The sequence below is a fragment of the Microcoleus asticus IPMA8 genome (assembly GCF_013179805.1).
GTDB lineage: Bacteria > Cyanobacteriota > Cyanobacteriia > Cyanobacteriales > Microcoleaceae > Microcoleus > Microcoleus asticus.
The window spans coordinates 1-4,755 of the sequence record NZ_SRRZ01000022.1 but is presented as its reverse complement, the minus strand read 5'-3'; the positions used below and the strand labels follow the sequence as shown (position 1 = coordinate 4,755).

The following is a 4,755-nucleotide window of genomic DNA, read 5'->3' as shown; positions in this document are numbered from 1 at the left end:
TCGTTTCAGCCGAAGTAATCGTATTCAGCGGCACGCCGAACTTGCTAGCCAAACCAGCGGCCACGCCGACACCTTGTCCTTGATAAATATTCACCGTAGCAATGCGCCCGACGGATACAGCCATACCCACATAACCGGACGATCGCCCGACAATAGCTAAATTCTTGACTTTGCTAGCCAAAGCGTTTTCTATGCCGAAATTATACACTGGGAGTGGCGGAATTCTCGCAGATAAATTCTTGACTCCGCCCCGCATATCGAAATCGTAGGAAAAACTGCCGATCGACTTTTCGGGTGCAGTTCCCCCTTTGATAATCTCCTGCCCCGTCAGCGGATCTACCACATCGCGAACGTTCAAAGTTTGCCTGATATAAATCTCGTCTGGAATAAATACTCTCACATCTTTACCAGACTTCTTTTGTAGCCAGTATTGGAGAAATGACATTTCTCTAATCATTTCAGGAGTCGGTTTTCTGCCGTTAGCTTCCATCTTCATTATTTGGTCAACTTGGTATTTAAACAGAAACCCGTTCCAGGAGAGCACATTTTTGTTATAAACGCAGACATTTCCCTTATCGAAAAAGAATCCTTTATTTTGGCTAAAGGGGAGATTTCTGTCTATGTGATACGCTGCTCCTATAGCTACGCTTCTGATGTCGTAGCCGTCTGTATATGGCTGATAAATTGTACTCCAGAAATTCCTCATCCAGAATTTTGTACTAGCCGGATCTTTGGATTTCATAATGCTGTCTTTAATCTTTTTTACCAAAGGCCGATTGTATAGAATTTCATCTTCTATGCTGCGAAATTCGGACATCGTTATACCCGTAATTCTCGGAACTACAGAGACTGCTAAAGTTTCATTTTTGGATTTTATATTTTGAGATTCATATCCTGTATAATAAGATAACCCGGCTTTTCTCGCGAATTCGGCGTCTTGAGTTACGTCAATAAAAGAGTTGGCTTTAATTATTAGATTGCTGCCTTTTACTTCGGCATATTCAATTTTTTTATCTACGACGCGGGGAGTAAGAGTTGAGTTGGAAATTACTCTGACTTTTGCTGCTGAAAGCATTTGCCGGAGAGCTTGATCTGCCCTTTTTGGGTCTAAGCAAGATTCGCGCGCATTCGCTTTATCTAAGAATTCCTTAAAACATTGGGCGTAGGGTTGGCGGTACCAATCGGGGATTTTATCTAAATCGATGTAAGCTAAACCGCCGCGAGTGAGTAAGCCGCCCAAAGGTGCTCTTCCGTAGTTCGATCGCACGATCGCAACTTTGCCCTTTGCGCCTAAAGTTTTCTTAGCCCATATCGCCGCACATATCCCCGGTACTTCATCGCCATACACTACTACATCGAACTTTTGCTCCGGTGATTTTTTGCGAGGTACGGGAGGCGGACTGCTGGATTTTTGCTGCAGAGTTCCATTGTCTAAGGTGGCACTTGCTGGGTTTCTATTTGCGATATAATTTTCTGCTTCTCTGAAAGGCGGATAGTTAACTAAAAGTTTTACTGCGACAAAGAAGATGGCAATTGAAGCTAATTTCTTGAAAGTAGAGAGCATTCAGTTGACTCGTTTATAAATTTGCAATACCTGAAAGGGCAGTTCAGGGTTTACGGAGTTGAATATAGCACGTTTAGATAGTTTCGACACAGTTTTAACTTTTCCGGCAACTGTTGTTAGAGGTTTTGCCAGTGTTACTGGTTTGGCAGGGCAATTGATGAGGGTAAGGATGGGGGGTGCGATCGCATTTCAGATATCTGGTGTCGGGAAGGGCGATCGGCTACAATAATTTAAGAACAACAATTGAGTCACCTTAAACATACATAAAAAATGGAAAAATTTTTTGTACATCCTGAATCTCCTTTTTCAGCAGGCACATTTAACTTATTGGCACGATTTTATGAAAACCCAAGCTCAGATTTTTACATAGCACACAAAAATGATTTTTTGAAGTATGTTGAAAATCCCTTGAAATATATTTTCAGCCAGGTGGAAGAGCTGTTACCTGATATTATAAAAAAATATATAAATATCAAGTGGGAGCAATTTGGAGAGATCGTTGAAACAAAAGGTTTACAATCAGTCGCTTATAGTATGTCTTTGGGTTATGGAGATATCAATTATATAGACAATGCTCGCCTAATGCTAAGATTTGATAACCAAGACTTAACTTTTGGTTTGTGTGCCGAATTTAACGATATTGATATTTTGAGAGATAATTATGAAAGCAATTATATAAATGACCCATTGGCAATTGATATCCTTAAACGTTATAATCTTCCTAATCAATATCATTGCTATTTAACTAACCAAATAATTCGTTGTAATTACCCGGTGCATGAATATCGTCTGACAATAATGAAACCTCAAAAATGTATTTATGAATTATTAAAAAGTATTATTTCTTTAGTTGCCAAACAAACACTAAAATTTGAGGGTCAGCATAAAATTACTAATATTCAGGTTGCTAGATCGCTTGAAGGAGAAGAAGTATTAGGATATTCTGCACAACAGTTAATTCAGATAATAGCACAAACGTTTAAAAAAGTATTTCCATTATTTTTGATTTCAAATCAGTATGACAATGATTTACCTCTTCTTATAAGTCAATATTTTTCAGTATATGAAAAGGAATTTAATCCAGTATATCAACTAGAAAAATTTTCCGAAATAACTGGTTTTCAAACAACCCAACTAACCCAATGGATACACACCATTCACCGCAAAAGCCAAACCATCATCCAAGGTCCCCCCGGAACCGGAAAAACCTTCCTCGCTCAAAAACTCGCCCAACACTTAGTCGGTGGCGGTGACGGTTTCTCAGACATTATCCAATTTCATCCAGCTTATACTTATGAAGACTTTATTCAAGGCATCCGTCCTCAAAGTCAAGATGGGCAATTAACTTATCCCATAGTTCCCGGTAGGTTCCTAGAATTCTGCGAAAAAGCCGAAGTCTGTGAAGACACTTGTGTTCTCATTATTGATGAAATTAATCGCGCAAATTTATCTCAAGTCTTTGGCGAGTTAATGTATTTGCTTGATGACCGCGATCGCACCGTTAAATTAGCCAGTGGCGAAGAATTTAGAATCCCTACCAATGTCCGTATCATCGGCACAATGAACACAGCAGACCGTTCTATTGCCTTAGTGGATAACGCACTCCGCCGCCGCTTCGCATTCATTCCCGTTTATCCCAATTATGAAGTGCTGCGACAGTATCACCACAGAGAAAAAACAGGTTTTCCAGTTGATAAATTAACTAGCCTTCTAGAAGATGTCAATCGCGCAATTAACAACAAACACTATGAATTAGGCATCTCCTTCTTTTTGACAAAAACCTTAGCTGAAGATATCCAAGATATTTGGCAAATGGAAATTGAGCCATACCTCGAAGAATACTTCTTTGATAACCTGGAAAAAATGGATGAGTTTCTCTGGGAGAATATCAAGAATAAATTGGGCTATTGACAATCTAACGCCGTCATTAACGCCGATACGGTGGCGTTACCGCATCCACCACAATTATGAAACCAGAATCCCGCCGAATTATCGAACTTACAGAATATCAATTAGCAACTTTTGAACAAGACTCAATCCCCGAATCAGTAGGACAGAAAATATACTATAATTATGCCAAGGAAATCGAGATAGAATTTCCCAACTTTAAAACAAAATATCAATGGCACTTAAAATCAAAAGGCAGAGTTGGCAACATTCCAATCACTCCAGAATTTCACATCTCCATCCGCCCCAAGGTTCCCATAAACAACCTCTTCGGAATGCTTGACTATGCCTACAACCTGAAGATCAATTTTCCACACGGACAGATTAAATGCCAATTTTTAGAACAAATTTACGAGACATTAGCTAACATTCTTGCCCATAAAATCCTAGAACGCTGTCGCAAAGGATTATATCGCGATTACTTATCCAAAACCGAAAGACTCGCCTACATTCGCGGTCGCGTCGATTTGCGGTCAGCCCTGCAAAAACCTTGGGATGTTAAACTAAAATGCCACTATAACGAACAAACAGGCGATATCGAAGACAATCAAATACTCGCTTGGACACTCTTCATAATTGGCCGCAGCGGTTTGTGCCGTGAATCTGTTTCATCCACTGTGCGAAAAGCTTTTCACGCACTCCAAGGATTTGTTACATTAAAACATTTTAAATCAGAAGCTTGTGTTGATAGAAATTATCACCGTTTGAATCAAGATTATCAACTTTTACACGCCTTATGTCGATTCTTTTTAGATAACACAGGGCCGAGTCACGAAACAGGCGATCGCGAAATGCTCCCTTTTCTCATAGACATGGCTAATTTATATGAACAATTTGTCGCTGAATGGCTCAAAGCAAATACACCAAAAGGCTTTTTTGTCAAACAACAACACCGAGTTACACATGACCAAAACTATTTCGATCGGATTGACTTACTGCTGTGCGATATTGCCACAAAAAAAGTCCAATACGTCCTCGATACAAAATACAAAACTCCCGATAAAGTAGGCAGTGATGACCGTCATCAAATAGTTGCTTACGCAAATGCCTTAAAGTGCCAAAATGCAATTCTCGTCTACCCGCAAAACCTCCAACAGCCACTAGATATAAAAAATGACGATATTCGAGTTCGCAGTCTAACTTTTTCCCTAGATAGGGCTTGCTGGATAAGTGCAGAAAGGTTACACGGCCTGGTTATGCGATCGTCCGATCAAGAAAAGTGTGCAAGATAAACAGGTAAAATA

At 39.8% G+C, this 4,755-nt stretch carries 4 protein-coding genes; 3 read left to right on the top strand and 1 reads right to left on the bottom strand.

All coding sequences use genetic code 11. The features are described 5' to 3' along the window. The coding region (locus E5S67_RS08165; protein ID WP_216670285.1) for an FAD-dependent oxidoreductase at positions 1-1,564 on the bottom strand (1,564 nt) is incomplete at its 3' end. A gap of 58 nt (positions 1,565-1,622) precedes the next feature. Here E5S67_RS08165 and E5S67_RS08160 point away from each other — a divergent pair. From E5S67_RS08160 to E5S67_RS08150, 3 genes are read left to right on the top strand one after another with little or no spacing between them, the layout of a single operon-like run. After that, positions 1,623-1,793, top strand: coding sequence for a hypothetical protein (locus E5S67_RS08160; RefSeq protein WP_172186565.1), 171 nt, complete (start codon positions 1,623-1,625; stop codon positions 1,791-1,793). 41 nt (positions 1,794-1,834) lie between these two features. Then, positions 1,835-3,475 (top strand): McrB family protein, encoded by a 1,641-nt coding sequence (locus E5S67_RS08155; protein ID WP_172186564.1) that lies wholly within the window; start codon positions 1,835-1,837, stop codon positions 3,473-3,475. 56 nt (positions 3,476-3,531) lie between these two features. After that, positions 3,532-4,743, top strand: coding sequence for an McrC family protein (locus E5S67_RS08150; RefSeq protein ID WP_246276677.1), 1,212 nt, complete (start codon positions 3,532-3,534; stop codon positions 4,741-4,743). The last annotated feature ends 12 nt before the right edge of the window (positions 4,744-4,755 follow it).

Bases quoted from the DNA above. Each gene is read 5' to 3' on its own strand.
- E5S67_RS08155 (WP_172186564.1), top strand. From the start codon at position 1,835: ATGGAAAAATTTTTTGTACATCCTGAATCTCCTTTTTCAGCAGGCACA.
- E5S67_RS08150 (WP_246276677.1), top strand. From the start codon at position 3,532: ATGAAACCAGAATCCCGCCGAATTATCGAACTTACAGAATATCAATTA.